The 203-nt window shown below is 57.6% G+C and carries 1 tRNA gene; it reads right to left on the bottom strand.

From position 1 onward, the window contains the following. Positions 1-63: 63 nt before the first annotated feature. A tRNA-Ala gene (locus tag ACSEXW_RS28560) sits at positions 64-139 on the bottom strand. Positions 140-203: the final 64 nt, after the last annotated feature.

Here is a 203-nt window from a genome sequence, read left to right as displayed (position 1 = left end):
GGGGCCCCCGAAAAGTAATCGGCATAAGCTACAACGCTTATCTTCACTTTTTGGGGTGAGTTATGGTGGAGCCAAGCGGGATCGAACCGCTGACCTCCTGCTTGCAAGGCAGGCGCTCTCCCAGCTGAGCTATGGCCCCATGTGGGGATAAAGTGGGCCTTAGTGGACTCGAACCACCGACCTCACCCTTATCAGGGGTGCGC

The sequence above is a fragment of the Oryzibacillus soli genome, assembly GCF_051594765.1.
Lineage (GTDB): Bacteria > Bacillota > Bacilli > Paenibacillales > NBRC-103111 > Paenibacillus_AR.
This window is presented reverse-complemented; position numbering and strand designations above follow the sequence as displayed.